Genomic DNA, 14,486 nt, shown 5'->3' on the forward strand with positions numbered 1-14,486 from the left:
CAAGATTTGGTCAACTACTAAGAGTTTGGTCTCTAAATTTACTTTTTGGTAGCTTTTTTTTCGCCAGTGTTCATTTTGTGTTTTCATAAGTGACTATAATTAATTATTTAATTTTTAGTCAACCTATTTCAGGAAAGTACATTTTTTAAATGTGTGCTAACGTATTTGTGTATGAGTAGTAGGGAAATTTTTGCGATCACTTTCGGAAAGTAATTTACAAAATAAAAAAGAATAGCGACTTGAATTAAAAAACCAAGTCGCTATTAATTATACACGTAATTATGAGTAGTTTTTACTTTAACTTTTCTAGTAATAGTTCGGCAACTAGTTCTGAAGATGCAGGATTTTGTCCGGTTATTAACAGACCATCTTCGACCGCATAAGGACTCCAGTCTGCTTTTTTAGTGTAAATTCCACCATTACTCTTTAACATTTCTTCAACCAAAAATGGAACAACAGAAGTTAGTTGAACAGCTTCTTCTTCTCCGTTTGTAAATCCAGTTACTTTTTTCCCATTAACCAAAGATGTCCCATCCGTATTTTTTGTGTTTTTAAAAACTGCAGGAGCGTGACAAACAGCAGCAATAGGTTTATTGTTGTTATAAAAATCTTCTATTAAAGCAATTGAGTTTTCATCTTCAGCTAAATCCCATAAAGGACCGTGTCCACCAGGATAAAATACTGCGTCATAATCTGCTTGATTAACAGTTTCCAATTTTATTGTTTTAGATAAGATCTCTTTAGTTTCTTTATCATCATTAAATCTTATGGTTGCTGGAGTTTGGAAATCTGGTTCATTACTTTTTGGGTCAATTGGAGGTTGTCCACCTTTTGGAGATGCCATAGTAATTTCAATTCCTTTATCTTTTAATAAGTAATAAGGTGCTGCAAATTCTTCAATCCAAAAACCAGTTTTGAATCCAGTATCTCCTAAATCTTCGTGATTAGTTAATACAAATAATACTTTTTTCATTGTTTTGCTTTTTTTTGTGTTAATACTTAATTTTTTTTCATTAGAATTATTTTCTTTTGTGTTTTTACCACAAGAGGATAATAAAGCTAAAGCGATTATAATTGTTGTTATTCTTTTGATTAGAGACAAAATTACTGTCAAATTAAGTACTGAAAATTGATGTATGGTAATAAAATCAATTATGAGATATTTCTTTTCTAATTCTACTTAAGCTTTCGGTAGTAATTCCTAGATAAGAAGCTATATGGTAATTTTTTACAGCCTGTTCAATATTTGGGTAAGTGCTAATAAAAGAAACGTATCTTTCTTTAGCTGATTGGGCTAAACTTGCTAATATTCTGTTTTGAAAGCTAGTAAAAGCTCTTTCCATTTTTTTTCTGAAAAAAGTTTCTAATTGTGGAATCTCTACAAATAAATCTTCCATACTTTTTTTGGAAATTTCATATAAAGTTGCATCCTGAATAGTTTCAATATACATAATCGCTTTGGATGCCGTGAAGAAAGCCGTATAATCGCTTATCCACCAATCATTAATGGCGAATTGCAAAGTATGTTCTTTACCAGATTTGTCAATAAAGTAAGTTCTTAAACATCCATTGTAAACATAATATTGATTGTTCACTTTATCATCTGCTTTTAATATTGTAGCCCCTTTTTTTAACTTGAGTTTTTTAAGTTTACTTTCAATAATATTCATTTCTTTTTTTGAAAAAGAAATGCCCTTAAAAATTTCTAATATTATTGAATTTTCGATGTTCATTTAAATTACTCGCAACGGTCTCGTTTATCGCCATTTGGCGGAGTAAGAGACGCGAATTTGTCGGCTTAGTATTGGTTTGTTGGTCAAGTTAATTATTTTCTTACTAACGAAGCCGCTTATTAGCGATGAACCGTTGTTGTGCGCAGGCTTATTAATATTAATGTTTTAATTATGCTTTTTCACATTATTTTGGTAATCCGACAAGCAGCTTGGAAATACTGGTAATAACTTTTGCTTTTGTTCTTCAATTCCAATTTTAATAATCTCGATATATTCCGCTAGAGTGAATTCCGCTTGAATCTTTGCAGTTAAACATTTATGATACCCTTTAGTCAAATCAGGATATTTTACTGCCATTTCTTTAGAATCTGCTAAACATTTTTCCGTTAATATATTAGCGCTTTCATTTGTACAACTTTGGTTTTTTGGTTCAGCCAGTACGGGTTTTATTACCTTACAGGGCAGAATTGGTAGGAGACATTCAAAGAAGCAGGTGACACGGTGGCGTTATTGATCTAATAATGGATTTAGTAGGTGGAATGGTTGGAATTGCCAATTTTATTTCTGAAGAAGATAAATTAGTAAGTATTGATCTTAGAATTGATTATTTACAAGGTGCAAAGGCATTTAATTATTTTAAGATAATTTAGTACATTTGGGCAATAGACTAATGGTAACAACTATGTAGGCTTTCCAGGAAGGTCAATTGGTTGCTGAAGAAAAAGTCGTTTACAATTTCTTTAAAAGTAAATCCTAAAAATTTAATATTTGGAATATTTTCTAAAACACCGACATGCTACCTGGCTCGAACTATTCTTCGACCTTGTTTTTGTATCCAGCATTGGAGTAGTGACTCATAATCTGGCGCATACTCATGATAACCATTTGATTCCTGAACAGATTTGGCTATTCCCTTTACAATTTATTATTATCTGGTGGATCTGGATCGTACATACCTTATTTTCCAATCGATTCAATCATGATAATAGGACTGAAAGAATCTTTAGTCTTACAATTATGTTTTTGATGATAATCATGTCTGCATTTTCTGGAGATGATCTCTTTCAGAATTATCCTGCCTTTGTCGGTTTTTATGCGGTTATAAAGTTAATATTGGTGTTTTTATTTTTTAGAGCATCTAATCAAGACCGGCACTCTGTAAGTTATGCTAGGAAAAGTGGTTATGTAATTCTTTTTGGCACGGGAATTTCAGCTATTTCCATTTTCATGGAAACCCCCTTAAGGGAAATTATTTTGGTTTCCGGAATTCTAATTGAAATGCTCGGTATTTATCTTGTAAGTACACGGAATTTGGAGAAACCAAAACCGGTCCATCGCGAACATCTGGTAGAACGAATAGGATTGCTTTCAATAATACTTCTGGGAGAATCTATTATAAGTCTTACAGGTACTTTAAGAAGTGTCAATTGGGACATTTTAAGTATTGTGACAGCAGTTACGGGTTTTATTATGATTGGCCTTATTTGGTGGATATATTATGATAGTTTTCCTGTCAATGAGCGGATTAAATCTATGACCAACGGGTTTCCTATGTTGTATTCCCACTTGTTTTTAGCTATGGGTTTTGTGATCTTGGCTAATGTGATTCGACATGCTATTTTAAATGATCTAAATATGAATGAGTTTAGAATTCTGGCGATTACTGGAATGAGCTTTTTTTACATCGGAAAACAAACCGTATATGTTGTTTTTATTCCTCCCTTCCGTAAAAGTATGATAATTAATACACTAGTATGTATTTTTATAACCATAGCATCTACCTTTTTGCCAAAAATAGAATATGCGCTTGTTGGAATTACAATAGGTATGCTGTATTACACTTTGGCCAATTTCAAGTTTACCCTAACTAAGGATATATCTGAGTATGTTTCGAAAAAATAAAAATATATAGGTTTCCGTACAACGTGCCCGGCTATAAAACGGATTGGAGTTTTTCCGTTGTCCGTTTAGCAGGTTCTGTATTATAGAAGGAAATAAAATAATTCTTCCAAAAAAAAGCCATTTTTGAATAACTGTTGTTGCAAGCTTTTAGTCAGACTGTGGTTCTCCAAACAGGATTATTACTCCTTTTCACCAGAACGTTCTGAGTTAAACCCATTTTTCTTGTTGAAAAAGGGAAAAATATTGGGGTCCAGGAATATTATAAAAAAGCCCTCTATTTTACTACAACGTCTAGGAAAGCTAAAATATGGATGAAGTGACATTTCTTTATTAATTCTCCGAGAGGTACACGAGATAAAAGTATATTTCACAAAAATACTACCTGAAACAGCGTGTTATGTCGTATTCATTCGTTGCATTTGCTGCCGCTGTTCATCAAGATCACGCATATGCTCGGCTTTTGCTTCATGATGGGCTGCTTGATTACCTAACGCCCGGGTAGAAAGTTCAGCCAGGCGATTTTTTCGACCGTATAGGACAAGCAGATCTCCAGTCCGAAGGCGGAGTTCTCTTGGTGGAACCCCAATGTAGTCTTCGCCAGACCGCTTGACTCCGAGTACGAGAAGACCCTCATCTTCCAGGCTGAGTTCACCTATCGTGCGGTTCGCCAACCAGATATGTTCCCCAATTTCAATCTCAGCAATGCGATAATCCTCTCGAAGATGAAGCAAAGCAGCATAATCTCTTAAATCAAGCGTGGTGTAGCGGGCTAATAAACGTTCAATAATAGGCGTAAGAATTCGGTTGAATATCCGGCTTCGCGCCAGTCCTAAGATCAGAAATATTCCTAACACCAGTACTAGCAAACGCTCCGGTGTTGCCTGTCCGGCTCCAACGAACGAGAGCATTAGTGTTGCAATGGAAGTCACTACACCTACAGAGCCAAGCCGAATAAGTAAAGAAGCAATCCTGCGTCGTGCTGGATGTTTCACGATGTTCTCTGCTTCGCCAGTTGTGAATCCCGCACCCGAGAAGGCTGAGAGCGCTTGAAATTGTGCTACTTCCTCCGATAAACCTGTCATCAAAAATGCCACGGCACCTATGCGGATCACCAGCATAGAGAGTGCTAAAACAATGAGAAGGGAAACGACTGAAATCATGGCAACTACTTTTTTTGGAACAAGATCTCAAAGTATAACTATAATAGGCTGCAAGTTTACAGTCTATCAATCGTTAGGTTTTAAGAATTCATTAAAACAATCTGTTACAAATATAAGAATTTTGTTTGAGCATAACTTCGAATGGCAGAACAACCGGCTCAAAATTTCCTAAAACGTCTTGGGGATTCGTCAGAGTAGAGAACCTGAATTTGTCAGCTTAGTATTGGTTGTTGGTCAAGTTAATTATTTTCTTACTAACGGAGCCGCTTATTGGCGATGAACCGTTGTGTGTGCCTTGAATGGTAAATATAGTTCTTATAAAAGAATGTCCCAAAGGGTGAAAGTCCCGAATGCACGGTAGTAACGCACTGAAGCATTAGTAAGTCGCAAGCTTGTTAAGGGTGACCTTAGAAGTGAAGTAAGCGAGACTACAAAAATCTGAACCGACGAACAGGAACAGAATATGAGACATAGTTACTTGGGTAAGTAAGCACATCATTACAAAGCCCCAAACTTTAAAAGGAGCACCTATGTAGATTCTGCGGACTTAGATTGAATGGTATTTACCTTACCAAGCGAGATCTCTATAGCCACGTGGAGCAGAACAGAGAAGTCAGCCGAGGTCATAGTACCTATAGCCACAAGCTGTGCAAAGCACAGAAGTCTCACAAGTAGGGAAGGACTGAATGTGACCCTTCTTGAAATTAGATTAGGAGCATTGATTTTCATTATTGGGTGATCGATTCCCTAGAAAATTTGTAGCCTAATTATAAAGTAAGGAATAGTTTCAATCGGTGTAAAGAGCGATTAGAAAGATGGGATACAAACCGCCGTACAAGAGACCCGTATTTACGGTGGTGTGAGAGGCGAACTCCGCTCCTATTTTGGGTGGAGCTGTCTACTCGATTATGAGCTTTTTTACTTTCTTCATTGTCACTGGAAAATTGTCCATGTTTAAGTCTCTTATCTCCATTCCAAGGCCCCTTATTTAGTTCTATATTTGTAGTGTAACAAAAATAAGTCAAAATGAAATTTAAAAATTTAATCAAATTAAGTAGCTTAGTTCTAATTCTAGGAATAACAATTCAAACATTTTCTCAATCTAAAAAAAGTAATATTATGGACAACACAAAAAATGAAAACATCGGATTATTAGTAATCATGAAAGCGAAAGAAGGTAAGGAGCAAGAAGTGAAAGAGTTTCTTCTAGGTGGTTTATCATTGGTAAAGGCAGAACCAAAAACTGAATCTTGGTTTGCATTTCAAATAGATGAACAAACTTTCGGAATTTATGACACATTTGAAGCTGAAGAAGGCAGACAGGCACACTTAAATGGAGAAGTGGCAAAAGCCTTATTGGCCAACGCTGGAGAACTTTTAGAAGGTTTTGATTCTAGCAGAGACATTAAGACTGTTGATATTCAAGCAAGTAATCATAAAGTGGGTAATCAGAATAAGGGATTGTTGGTGATTATGAAAGCCAAAGAAGGAAAGACATCTGCAGTGGAGGATTTCTTACAAGCGGGCAAGTCATTGGTAAGTTCTGAGCCTGCAACTTTATCATGGTATGCTTTTAAAATCAATGAAGAAACCTATGCCATTTTCGATACGTTTGCAGATGACGCTGGCAGAGATGCTCATTTAAAAGGGAAAGTAGCAGCAGCGTTGATGGAGAATGCGCCTGTAATTTTGGAAGGCTTTGATGCTTCAGCAATTCAAAAAATTAACATTCTAGCTTCAAAATAAATATTTGATTTAAGAAAGGAGTGCTTTTGGCACTCCTTTCTTTTTAAATTTGAATGAGCTAAAAAATAAAGTTAGTATGGCCCAAATAATTATAGACAAACAAAACGGGGAACTTGCGTTTAGATTAGAAGAGTTCAACGACCTAAGCCAGTTTGATCATTTACAAAGAAGAAATTATTATTCTATCGTTTTGTTATGTGGAATCAGCTATGAACTAAGCGTTGATTTTCAAAGTTTTGAATTACAAGGAAATCAAATGATTTGTTTGGCTCCGTATCAACCTTTCATGATACGTTCTGAAGAAAAGTGTCAGGGTTATTTATTGAATTTTCATCCCGATTTTTTTTGTACATATAGACATCAAAACGAAATAGAGACCGAGGGATTCCTTTTTAATAATTTCCATGGTTTACCCTATTTTACTGTAAACGAGCAAAGCCTATTTCTTAATTTGATTGATCAAATTTCGAAAGAGATGGACAAAGACTCAATCGCTCAGCATGAAGTTCTTGTGGCATTTTTAAAAGTGTTTTTAATAGAAGCGGTCAGACATAAGAAACAATTCGATCAACAATTAACTCCCAGATTGTCAGATTCAAAAACAGAAATTTTACAAAATTTAGTCGATGCAATTGAGAGTAATTATTGCAAATTACATTCTCCCCAAGAATACGCAGATGAACTAAGTGTAAGTCCTAAAACTTTAGCCGGTATCGTCAAGAAATATCTCAATCAAACGACTTCATCCTTAATTTCAAATAGGATCATTATTGAGGCGAAACGAGAACTTTATCTAACTTCTAAACCAGTGAAACAAGTTGCTGCTTTTTTAGGTTATGACGATGAATTCTATTTCAGTCGTTTTTTTAAAAAGAAGGTAGGAGTATCACCTGATATTTATCGTAAGACAGTTGGTTTTGCTAAACTAGAGTCAAATTAATTACTCACAACGGTCTTGTGTATGAAACGTAGCGTATAAATAAACGCTAACTTTTCGGATTTAGCACGAGCCGAATTTTTTATTTTTATGTTTAATTTTCTTTTCTAAATATAACTAAATAAAAAATTTGGCGTACTTTGTAAATATACAAAAACCTTTCGGAAAGCCTGTAATAGCTATGTTTTATACACGTTGTTGTGCATAGTGCTTTTTACGTTCAGCTTGGTTTTCCGATGTTTGTTATTTAGTTCGGATTGAGCGTTGGCAAGACATACTCTTTTGCAATTTTTGGCTTATGTGATGGCTGAAGCGAATTGCGAATGTGTATGGCTTTTAGCTTTGGCTATTCGTTTCTATATAATATTCTTGGTCAAGACCTTTTTTTTCTTTTTTGATTAATTCAATTAAATCTAAAACTTTTGATTCCTGTATTTCATCAATTTTGAAATTAGTTGTTTGGTTATCAAATCGTTCTCTATTACCATTTTTTCTTAAAACACTTTTAATATTCTCAGGAATAAAAAATGTCGCTTTTTCTGATAAATGCTTTTTATATTCATTAAGGTAAATTCCAATTCCTGCAATATCAAAATCTCCAAAATGCAAATAATTATTGGGAATTGAACTCATCCATTTTATAAAATCTTTATTTTGGTTTTGTGGATAACGTGAAACGAACAAAGGTTTTATATTTTTAAACAAGTATTTTTGTTCTTGAATTTGACTAAAATTTTTAGCATTCTCAACACCAATAACGGTTATTTCTTTTGGGATTTTAAAAGATTCATAATCATATATAAAAACAAAGCTTCCTTTAGTAGGATTGATGATTATGGTTTCATTATTCAGTTCTGCCTTTATAGAATTATAACTATTCATTAAAAACCCCTTAAAAGCTCTCTCTTTTGATTTTTTGGAATCTGTTGTGATTTTTACAAGTTCAGCACGAGTTGAATTTTTATTTTCTAAAGCCAAGATATAATTGTTCAAATCATTAATTTGTAACTGATTTGCTAAATAAGTGTGTAAACTCGATTTACTTACTAACTCTAAGGACTTTTTGTGCTTTCCTTTTCGAGTTATAATATTCTCAGATACTAAATCGTCAATTAATCTACTTTTAGCAGAGTGATTAGGAATAGATTCTCCATTGATTAGTTGTACTAATACTTTTGCTATTTTTAATGTTAATTTCATTATTTAAGAACTTTGGTATTTACTTTAACCAATCGATTAATTTTTGTGATGTATTTTTTAGTGTTGCTTTGGGATTGTTCTTTTGCAAGTTTATATGTGTATTTATAATCTGTAGCATTTTGACTTGTTGGTGAACCATTAATTAGTAAAATGTTTCTTTCGTTCGCAAATCTTAAAATCCCTTTAACATTATTTGGGTGAAGTCTTCCTATTTCATCCATCATACAATGTAATTTAAAGTCTTTGAATTTTTTAGAAGCACTATCTTTAAAAACATTTAGAAGTAAAATGTTTATCATAGCTTTTACTAAAACATCTGTTCCCTCACTACCAACATTAGAAAGTTTTTCAACCCATCCAGAATCATTATCATTCTCTATTATTCTAAATTGTAAATCAAAAGACTCTGAAAGTGTTAGAGTTGTGCTTTTTGACTTTAATAATTCTTTGACTAGTTGTTTTAATAAATCTACCGCTTTTTGATTTTTCGAATTACTTTCTGAAGAAGTAAAAAGATTTGTTTCTCCTAAAGCAAGACTGTTTTCATCATTAAACTCTTTTATCTGAATTAATAATTTGACGATTGGATTAGAACTTTCTAAAGTTTTCATTTCCATTCCTTTGATGGCTTGAACAAAGTTTTTGCCAATAAAATCATCATTATTTTTTTTGATTATTTTTTCAATTTCTCCTTTTTTAGAGTTCAGTTCAGTTGTTTCTCTGCCTATTAAGCGAATGATATTTGCAAATCGATTATTTACTCGATTTTCATATTCGTTAATTTTATCCAATTCGATAAATTCTTTAAGTTCAGATGCAAAGTTTAAAAATTCAATATCTTCATTTAATTTTACTTTAAAGCTAAATATATTCTGTTCGCTAAAATTACCTGTAAATACATTTGTAGATTGTTGTAACTCTTTAAATGTCTCGATTCCTTTATAATGGTTGTCATTTATTTCTGTGATAATTGAGATAGCAGTTTTTGTCTCGACAATTTCTCTAATTGGCTCAGAAAAATAAATGTGAATGCTTTTGTAGGTTTCCGATTTTTCTTTAAACTCTAAAATTTTATTTTCGTCATCATCAAATTCATCAATTTTAGATTTTATTGAATTTACAAATTGCTCTTGTTTAGAATATTTTGAATTGATTTTATTCAACTCAATTTTATGTTCATTTACTATTGAAGCTTGCTTTTTTTCTAAACTAGTTTTCTCAACTTTTAATTGAGGTACTTTGTCAAAGAGTTCTCTTTTGTCTTTGTTGTACTCAATAACAATTGTTTCGTTCTCTTTTATATAATCTAAGTCTTTTTCTATATCGTTTAATCTATTATCAATTATATTGAGTCTTTTCGTGTCAGCTCCTTTGTTGTCTAATTCTGAGGTTTGTTCTTTTTTGAGCTCTTGAATACGTTTATTTGATACTTCTTTACCGTTTGAGATAGAAGTTTTTGTTTCGGAAATGGTATTGTTTCTAATTTCCTCTAAAGATTTAATTTCATTATTCCGTTCCTTTTCTTTTAAGCTTGTTTTACGCCTTATTCCTTTCTTAATAAGTTCTAGGTTGTCTTTAGCTTTTAATTTCTTTGAGGCAATCTCATCTAAATCATTTTCTAGTTTTTGTAAAATAGCTTCTTTTTCCGATTTAGCTTTTGAAACCCATTCATCCAAATCAATCTTATTTTTCTTTAACTTTTCTTCGTTTTGTGATATTGTATATTCATTTTCTGCAATAACTTCTTTAAGACTATTTAGTTTTTTCTTAAATTTAGTTTTCAGCTTTTTTAAACTTTCCTCTTTATTTGCATTAAGTTGCTTAATAGTATTTTGAATTTCAACAATCTTACCTTTGTACTCCTTAATTTCTTGATTGTATTCTTTGACAGTTTTAATACTGTTTTTTAAGGTGTTTAAGTTTAACTCTATACCAAATAGGGTAGAGGAAGTACTATCAATTAGTTTAGGGTTTAGTTCCGTGTTGAATAATACATTGTCTTCATCAATTACTTTACCTATGGTGTTTTGCCAATTAGGGATATTATTGTCATTCAGCCAGCCGTAAAGAGAAGATTTACTTTGTTGAATTTTGTTTTCAATTTTCTCGATTTTAAAAGCTGTTTTTTGACTTTTTTCTTTTTCTTTCTCAACTGATGAATTATTAATTCTTTCAACTTCTTTTGCCTCTAATTCCCATTCTTTACGAATTGTAGCTGTTTGATTTGTTGAATTTAGTATAATGCTTTTCGAACTTGAAATTTTGTCATCAAGTGTTTTTTTATCGTCTTTACTCTTCTCAATTTCTGTAGAGAAAAAGGTTTTATGTTTTAATTCTGATTTGTTTCTCTTTAACCTATTTTCATTTTCTTTTATTTTTTCTAAAACATTGTAACCTTTATCTACTTCATCTTTATTTTCTTCTTTAATTTGATTTATCAATTTTTGGTAGGTATCAAATACTGAATTCTTATTCTCTCCAAAAACACGCTGTATTTTGTTGATTTCTGCGTTTTGCGTATTGGTAAACTCTTGTTGTTGATTTTGAATTTGGGAAATGAGAGCTTGAAATTTCTGACTAATTTCTGTGAATTTAGAGGTTAGCAGATTTTTTTCGTCTCCTAAAGTTTTTTGTTCAATAGTTAAAGCATCTTTCTTTGTAACTTTTGAAATTATTTGATTGATATTTTGATTGTCATAATCAACCTTTTTTTCTTTCGATTTCGTTAATACTTTTTTGAGATAATCAATATCCGAAATTAACTTTTGTTCTCTTTTTAAATGAAGCTCTTTTAAATTTTCTTTACTTTTATATATGGTATTTAACTCATTATTTTCTTTCTTAAAACTAGAAGATAAAAGTGGCTTTTCATTTTCTATGTAATTTATTCGAGATGCTAATTCATAAGCTAGCTCTTTCTTTTCCCTTTTTAGGAAATTGTAAACTCTGAATCTATCAATAATTTTATCAGCTTGTTTCCTAACAACAATTTGCCCTTTTCTATTTTCTTTAAACCATATTTTAATATCGTTAATTTGAGTTTCAAAATCACGTAAATGATTTTTAGAATAATTCTCAATATCGATAACAAATTCCTCCTCATTTAGAGAATTTATTATGGTGTCTTTAATAAATTTCGCTTCTAAATTAGTATTGAGAAGTACGTTTTGAATAGTTCTTGGTATATTTTGATATTGCTTACTTTCTATTAAAGCATACTTTTTAAGTTCAGGTTTTAATCCATTATTATCTCCATAAATAATTCTACGAAAATCTTCATAACTCTTTATTAAATTTGTGTAATAAATCTCTTTACCAAAAGCATTTCTAATTTTATCCCAACTTTCAAAAGCTCTATTATCTTTATCGATAAATAATTCTCGCTTATACTCAGAATTAAAAAACCTGAATGCAACTTTTCCATTTACTTTGTAAGCTAAAACACAAAAAGGAATGTTGTCTTTTATAATTTCGTAAATAATATATGAGTTTTGATATTGAAAATAATAATCATCAAATCCCCTTTTCTCTCTCGGTATCCCAAGCTTTGTTTTATTTGCATTGTAGAAAAATAGAATAGCACGAAGCAATGTGCTTTTCCCAACACCTTGCGTTCCAATTAAATGAACATTTCCATCTAATTCAATTTCTGCGTATTGTACAGATGCGCTATTTATAAAAACTATTTTATTTAGGTATCTCATTTTCTATTTCTTCGGGAATATTAATAGCTATTATAATGTCTTTCAAATAATTTAGTGAAGTAAGTACTTTGTATGTTTCTGAAATCTCGTTTTCTAATGTTATAAAATTATCTTTTTCAAGTTTCTCAATTATTTTTTTTATTCTATCTGAGTAACTTTTTTTGTCAACACCAATTTTTTTTAATTGTTCTAGTTTGGTTTTTAAATCTGCATTGTTTTTTAGTTGATTTACAATGTCTGATGGTGAAAACCTAAAGCCTACATCAAAAGAAGAATCAAAAGTTTTAAAAAAGTCTAGTATGTCAATCCAATTAAATGCTTTTTCTAGTTTCCTGTCTAAGTCTGCATTATTTTCTATACGACTGAAATAGAAAAATTCATTGCCTTGTTCTAAGATATAGTTGATTTGATAAAAGTATTCGTATAAATCTTCAAATGTTTCTTCATCTTCTAAAATCCTATAAAGCTTTTGAATGTCATCATTTGGGCTGTTTGAACAGATGAATTGTCCTTTGCGAAGCACGTCAAATATTTCTGATGTATATTTTGTAATCATTAAAATTTATTTTGAAAATACCATAGCATATTCAATACCATTGGTGATTTGGAAATTGTCTTTTACTTTTAATTCTTGCTCATATTGAGAAATGATTTGGCAGAAGATTGTTACTCGTTCATTAAAATCTACGTCTTTTGAAAAATCATAATTTAAAATAAAATTGAATAAATTATCACTTGTAGCGACAAATCGATTTCGCACTTCTTCTAAATTAATCATTATTTCTTCCTCAATACTATATTCAAGATATTCATTAGAAATACTATCTGCTATTTCTGGCTTGAAAAGTAACCTATCTTTATGCTGTTTAGCAATTCGTTTAATTGCTTCAAAAGCTCGTTCATCTTCTCTAAGAAAATTGATAGATAAATTTAAAGACTGATTTGTTCTTCCCTCAAAAATCACGTGATTCTTATTTGATACTATTTGTTTAATGTCTGTTTCTGCTTCAATAGTAAAATTATCTTTTAAATATTTTAGTTTTCGTAATTTCTCTAAGAATTTTCCTTGCTGTTTTATTTGATTTAGAAAATCAATTATCTGTTTTTCTATTTCAATTAGGTTATGTGAGCATTCTCCTAGCTGATGTTTTAATTCAATAATAATTCGATTCAATTCTTCATCTAAGGCTCTATTAAAAAAAGTTATTTCTTCCTCGTTAATAAGAGTCAATGTTTGCTGTATCAAATTTGTTACTATTGTTCTTTTCTCATCAAGGTGTTCTAACTTTAATTGTTTGTTCTTGTAATTAGATTCGTTTTTAAAGGTGTTTTCAATATTTCTTCTTAAATCTACCACACTTCGTAGTGTGACAAGTCCCATATTTCTAAACGTTTTTTTTATTAGTCTTAAATATGAATATCTGCGATTTTCATTAGGCTCATTTAAAAAATAAAGGATATGTTCTTTTATAGTTTTGATATTATCATCAATGTAAGACAAGTTGATTTCTTCACTAACATAAAGTACTTGTTCAAAGAATTCTAAAAATTGACCATCAAGTTCTAATAAGCCTCCGTTTCTCTTATTACAGATTTTTCTATTAACTTATCAATACGATTTTCTTCGTAATCAACCAGTTCTAGTGCATCACTCAATCTGTAGTCTATGGATTTTCTTTTACTAAACATTTCAGATATCAGTTTTTCCTCTCTTTTCAAAGCGGTAACCAATTCTTTTATGTCATTGAAAGTATTCATCGTTTCGTTTTGTGCGTTGGCAGAAAAACAGCTCTTTTGGTTTTTTTAGCGTTGGCTTATGTGTCGGCAAAAACCAAATGTGCTGTTTGTGCGGTTGGTTTTTTTTAGTTCAAATTTTAATGGTTTGCACGATTTTTTGCATTATGCACAACGTGTTTGTATATGAAAAGTTGCGTGTAAATAATCACCAACCTTTCGAATTTAAACTGACCATAAATATATAAAAAAGCCAATGAATTAAGCACTTTGCAGCAATTTTTTATATACGTCTTAAGTTTGATTCTTGTTAAATTTAAGTTATAAATCAGAAAGAACAAAGAGAGGATTAAGGTTATGATATACGGTG

At 31.3% G+C, this 14,486-nt stretch carries 13 protein-coding genes; 4 read left to right on the plus strand and 9 right to left on the minus strand.

Annotated elements, in window-relative coordinates; translation table 11 throughout:
* Nucleotides 1-292 precede the first annotated feature (292 nt).
* The 3 genes from RLT85_RS14600 to RLT85_RS14610 form a co-directional block, all read right to left on the minus strand.
* A complete protein-coding gene (locus RLT85_RS14600) occupies nucleotides 293-1,093 on the minus strand; it encodes a type 1 glutamine amidotransferase domain-containing protein (RefSeq protein WP_311402798.1) in 801 nt (266 codons plus the stop codon).
* Between the two features lie 55 nt (nucleotides 1,094-1,148).
* Nucleotides 1,149-1,670, minus strand: a complete 522-nt coding sequence (locus RLT85_RS14605; protein ID WP_311402787.1) for a Crp/Fnr family transcriptional regulator — start codon at nucleotides 1,668-1,670, stop codon at nucleotides 1,149-1,151.
* Nucleotides 1,671-1,898: 228 nt separating this feature from the next.
* Complete coding sequence (locus RLT85_RS14610; RefSeq protein WP_068452127.1) at nucleotides 1,899-2,090, minus strand: hypothetical protein; 192 nt, start codon at nucleotides 2,088-2,090, stop codon at nucleotides 1,899-1,901.
* Between the two features lie 164 nt (nucleotides 2,091-2,254).
* Between RLT85_RS14610 and RLT85_RS14615 the strand changes: the two genes are divergently transcribed.
* Both RLT85_RS14615 and RLT85_RS14620 read left to right on the plus strand, forming a co-directional pair.
* Nucleotides 2,255-2,383, plus strand: a complete 129-nt coding sequence (locus RLT85_RS14615; protein ID WP_311402788.1) for a hypothetical protein — start codon at nucleotides 2,255-2,257, stop codon at nucleotides 2,381-2,383.
* 118 nt (nucleotides 2,384-2,501) lie between these two features.
* Nucleotides 2,502-3,635 carry a low temperature requirement protein A gene (locus RLT85_RS14620; RefSeq protein WP_311402789.1) on the plus strand — a complete coding sequence of 378 codons (1,134 nt, stop codon included), beginning with the start codon at nucleotides 2,502-2,504 and terminating at the stop codon, nucleotides 3,633-3,635.
* Nucleotides 3,636-4,030: 395 nt separating this feature from the next.
* Here RLT85_RS14620 and RLT85_RS14625 read toward each other — a convergent pair whose 3' ends face one another.
* Nucleotides 4,031-4,795, minus strand: a complete 765-nt coding sequence (locus RLT85_RS14625) for a TrkA C-terminal domain-containing protein (protein ID WP_311402790.1) — start codon at nucleotides 4,793-4,795, stop codon at nucleotides 4,031-4,033.
* 1,119 nt (nucleotides 4,796-5,914) lie between these two features.
* Here RLT85_RS14625 and RLT85_RS14630 point away from each other — a divergent pair.
* Both RLT85_RS14630 and RLT85_RS14635 read left to right on the plus strand, forming a co-directional pair.
* The gene (locus tag RLT85_RS14630; protein ID WP_311402791.1) at nucleotides 5,915-6,541 is read left to right on the plus strand and encodes a putative quinol monooxygenase; all 627 of its coding nucleotides are present in this window, start codon (nucleotides 5,915-5,917) and stop codon (nucleotides 6,539-6,541) included.
* A gap of 76 nt (nucleotides 6,542-6,617) precedes the next feature.
* The gene (locus tag RLT85_RS14635) at nucleotides 6,618-7,481 is read left to right on the plus strand and encodes a helix-turn-helix domain-containing protein (RefSeq protein ID WP_311402792.1); all 864 of its coding nucleotides are present in this window, start codon (nucleotides 6,618-6,620) and stop codon (nucleotides 7,479-7,481) included.
* A 333-nt stretch (nucleotides 7,482-7,814) separates the two neighbouring features.
* On the opposite strand, the gene RLT85_RS14640 is transcribed toward RLT85_RS14635, so the two are convergent.
* The 5 genes from RLT85_RS14640 to RLT85_RS14660 all read right to left on the minus strand — a co-directional run bounded on the left by RLT85_RS14640 (nucleotide 7,815) and on the right by RLT85_RS14660 (nucleotide 14,140).
* Complete coding sequence (locus tag RLT85_RS14640; RefSeq protein ID WP_311402793.1) at nucleotides 7,815-8,678, minus strand: DUF7281 domain-containing protein; 864 nt, start codon at nucleotides 8,676-8,678, stop codon at nucleotides 7,815-7,817.
* A complete protein-coding gene (locus tag RLT85_RS14645; RefSeq protein ID WP_311402794.1) occupies nucleotides 8,678-12,382 on the minus strand; it encodes an ATP-binding protein in 3,705 nt (1,234 codons plus the stop codon). Before RLT85_RS14645 ends, RLT85_RS14640 begins: the two co-directional genes overlap by 1 nt.
* A complete protein-coding gene (locus RLT85_RS14650; protein WP_311402795.1) occupies nucleotides 12,366-12,938 on the minus strand; it encodes a condensin complex protein MksE in 573 nt (190 codons plus the stop codon). Before RLT85_RS14650 ends, RLT85_RS14645 begins: the two co-directional genes overlap by 17 nt.
* Nucleotides 12,939-12,944: 6 nt before the next feature.
* Nucleotides 12,945-13,763, minus strand: a complete 819-nt coding sequence (locus tag RLT85_RS14655) for a hypothetical protein (RefSeq protein WP_311402796.1) — start codon at nucleotides 13,761-13,763, stop codon at nucleotides 12,945-12,947.
* 182 nt (nucleotides 13,764-13,945) lie between these two features.
* Nucleotides 13,946-14,140: a hypothetical protein gene (locus RLT85_RS14660; RefSeq protein WP_311402797.1), complete on the minus strand. Its 195-nt coding sequence runs from the start codon at nucleotides 14,138-14,140 to the stop codon at nucleotides 13,946-13,948.
* Nucleotides 14,141-14,486: the final 346 nt, after the last annotated feature.

It is taken from the genome of Mesonia ostreae (assembly GCF_031845265.1).
In the GTDB taxonomy this organism is placed as follows: Bacteria; Bacteroidota; Bacteroidia; order Flavobacteriales; family Flavobacteriaceae; genus Mesonia; species Mesonia ostreae.